The sequence below is a fragment of the Flavonifractor sp. An4 genome, from assembly GCF_002161755.1.
Lineage (GTDB): Bacteria > Bacillota > Clostridia > Oscillospirales > Oscillospiraceae > Flavonifractor > Flavonifractor avicola.
The window spans coordinates 1-3,207 of the sequence record NZ_NFIL01000084.1; the positions used below are offsets into that span (position 1 = coordinate 1).

A 3,207-nucleotide genomic window follows, 5' to 3' on the forward strand; every position below is an offset into this window, starting at 1 on the left:
CAGGTCTTTCGGGGCAGGCTCATGTAGTAGACCTCCTGGGGATTCAGTTCCAGCAGGGCGGACTTGCCCGCGGCGGCGTAATACTGCCACAGGCCGGCGGCGGTGGGGGCGACGCCCTGTTCCAACATCTCCGGGGACATCTGTAAGCTGTCCAGCACCCGGCGGCCGTTGAGGTAGAGGATGCAGTGGATAAGGATTTGCGTAAACTGGGTCAGGTCGAGGGAAGCCTGCGCCCGGTAGTCCACCGCCCACCGCTCCTGTGCGTCCGCCTCGATGACGCCCCGGCCCCGGAGGATGGGCTTGTACCGGCCCTGCATCAGATCGAACATCTTTTCAACAAGTCCCTTTCGGTCGGGGCGGAACGGGGGCAGGGCCTCGCAGGTGACGCCGTAGCGGAGGCACAGTTCCTTCATACGGCCGCCCAGGAAGTCCCGCCCCTGGTCTGTGATGACCTCAGACGGGAGCCCTTTGCTGGGCCAGTCGGCAGCGTCGATGTCGATGCCGTAGCCCCGGCAGTATTCCACCTTGTCCATGGCGGCGTTGGCAAGACAGGCCATGACGGCTTCCTCGCCCGCCTCATAGCCCACATAGAGCCCCGCAATCAGTTGGGTGGCGGTGTCCACGGCCAGATAGACATAGGGGCGGCCCACGACCTTGGTGCGGTCCAGGCGGGAAACAAGGTAGATGTCCGCTGTGGTGGCATCCATCTGATAGGCCCCGATGTGATCTTTCCATGTCATGGCGGAGCCAGTGAGGGGGCGGGCGGTTCTCTGGTAGTTGGTGAGGCCGTCCCGGGCGATGGTCCGCTCACTGCGGCGGTGGTATGCCTGGTCGTAGAAGTAGTGACGGAAGGCCGGCCATGTGGGGCGTTTGTCTGCCAGGTGGCCGTCCGGGGCGGTGAAGAATTGATGGAGCATGAGGTCGTAAGTGTCCCGCAGGGACGGCCGTTTGGCAGAGTAGTAGAAGGTCTGGATGGCGCGCTTGTAGTAGTTCTCATACTCCGGCGGACGGCGCTTCCGGGGCTTGTGTTTCATTACGGCCCCGGTGGCTATGTACTGATAGTATAGCCGCAGGACGCGCCGGCTGGTGGTGCCGTGCTCCTGCGCCGCCTCTGCCGCAAGCTGGCGGCGAATGGCAGGGTCGCTGACGCAGTCCCCGTTGTCAAGCAAAGGCTGAATCAACGCCATGCGCGCCTGCTCCGCGGCCGTCTGCGGCGCTTCCCCCTGCTCTGCGGTGCAGGGCTCCGGGGCAGGGGCGCGGGGATAGGCGTCCAGTTCCCGCTGGTCCACAAAGCGGGGCGGCCCCGGAGCGTCACAGGAGACGAGCCATGCGCCTTGGGACTCTGCCTTCAGGATGCGGAACTGTTCACCGTTGATGTCAAGGTACATCGCTTTTGCACTCCGTTTCTTCTGGATTTGGTTTGATGTAAAGTGGGATGCAGGGGTGCTCCCGTCCACAAAAATGGGACAAGGAAGCAAAAAGTGGACACCTGGAAACCGTTGCGGCACAATGGCTTACGGTATTTTTGTCTGCTTTTCCACTTTTTTATAAAAAATAAATAAAGAAATATAACAAGTATAAATAAAATGTTTTTTGAAGAGAAAAGCGTAAAAGTAGACAAGGGTGCAGACATAGCATGAAACCACGCCTGCCGTCTTAGTTCATGCCTAGCTTCTTTTTGTATTAACAGAGGCATGGTGGGGCAAGGCTTGGCCGCAAGGTGCGGGCGGCAGGGCCTGGGAATACAGGGTCCATGCGGCAAGATGTAGATAGCGGGGTCCATGTGGCGGGATGCAAAATGGTCTTCCGCTTCCCCATCTTCCTGTATTAGCAGGGGGCAGGGGGGGACAGCGGCGGCATGGACGAGGATTACCAGGTGTCCCGCCGGGGAATAAACTCGACCTCCATCCAATCCGGGATAGGGTCGCTGGGCTCTCCGCCAAAACTGTTTCCCTGCTTCGTGCAGATGTCCGGCCGGCGGTCTGCCCTGGGGTCTATATCGACATACAACCTGCCCTCGCATTCATAGACAGGGCGGCTCCAGCTGTCACGGCCCACAAGCCGAAGCCGCAGTTTGGGCAACTGGACTTCCCATCGCTCCGGCTCCTTTGCAATCGCCCAGGCGGATAAGGGTGTCTTGGGAGCGCCCGGCATATCTTCGAGGGCCTCCGTCATGCCACACTCGTCACATATATAGACATTGAGCCGGCGGCTCAGGGCGTTTCGCACGGGATCGCTTTCCATTACAGAACGGCCACATCGTGGACAGGGATAGTCCCCATCCCACTGTTTCTTTGCAAACTGCTCAATGAGGGCCTTGACCGCTTCTTCACTCATGTACTCTTTCATATCAACATCAACCTTTCTTTGCATTTAGTCGTTCATGACAGGGTGACGGGCGGGGGCCTCTGCGCCGATGCACCTGTAAACTTGGTCAGCCCCATTCCCTCTGTATTTCCAGGCCGTCAGGAAGCATGGGTCACACCACCCTCCCGGAACAGGGCGACGCGCCAGTCTGACACGCCCACGGCTTCCCAGTACCGGCGGGACAGCTCCAGCTGCTCCAGCACGGTGGCCTTGGTCAACTCGTCCTCCCGCACTACCTCCCGGACAGCCTGGGTCCCGTCCGTGTGGTGGATCAGAAAATCCGTTTTCCATTCCTGCTTCATGTAGGCGGCACGGATGCCCACGGGGTTCACATGCTGGAACCGCTCCGGGTCAAGGCAGCAGTTCTCCTCGTAGTTCTCCACCCGGTCGTCCGCCTCCAGCTTTTTGGCGTACTCCTGTTCCGCATAGCTGTTGACGCAGATGATGCGCCCGCACTTCCCGCTGTGAAACCGGATTTCCCGTTGCTTTTTCGAGGCCCGCTTCACGGTAAATCACCCCCTCTGCTTTTTGGATGAAATTCAGACTTACTTCCGATTTTTTCTGTATCTCCATATTTAATCTGAAAAAATAGAGGTGTTTTGGAAGGGACTGGGAATTTTCGAGGTGTTTTTTTCAATTAAATCCCCATTTAATTTGAAAAAACAGGGCCATTTCTGGAGACAGTTGGGAATTTTGAGGCCATTTTTTCAAATTAAATCCCTTAAATCCGAAAAATCAGAGAATTATTTTGAAACACTATGTTCCCTTCCATTTTATTTTCGTCGTTCGTCCCAATATTTTGTCACTTCCATCCACACCCCCTTCCTCCCCCTATGACCC

3 protein-coding genes are annotated in these 3,207 nt (G+C 57.6%); all 3 read right to left on the reverse strand.

Features of this window, described 5'->3' with window-relative positions; all coding sequences use genetic code 11:
- On the reverse strand, nucleotides 1-1,388 hold a 1,388-nt coding region (locus tag B5F94_RS15625), incomplete at its 3' end, for a DDE-type integrase/transposase/recombinase (RefSeq protein WP_087331454.1).
- A 481-nt stretch (nucleotides 1,389-1,869) separates the two neighbouring features.
- The gene (locus tag B5F94_RS15630) at nucleotides 1,870-2,349 is read right to left on the reverse strand and encodes a hypothetical protein (RefSeq protein WP_087331456.1); all 480 of its coding nucleotides are present in this window, start codon (nucleotides 2,347-2,349) and stop codon (nucleotides 1,870-1,872) included.
- Nucleotides 2,350-2,465: 116 nt separating this feature from the next.
- Entirely contained in the window at nucleotides 2,466-2,873 is a 408-nt protein-coding gene (locus B5F94_RS15635; protein WP_087331459.1) for a hypothetical protein, read from the reverse strand.
- Nucleotides 2,874-3,207: the final 334 nt, after the last annotated feature.

Bases quoted from the DNA above. Each gene is read 5' to 3' on its own strand.
- B5F94_RS15630 (WP_087331456.1), bottom strand. From the start codon at position 2,349: ATGAAAGAGTACATGAGTGAAGAAGCGGTCAAGGCCCTCATTGAGCAG.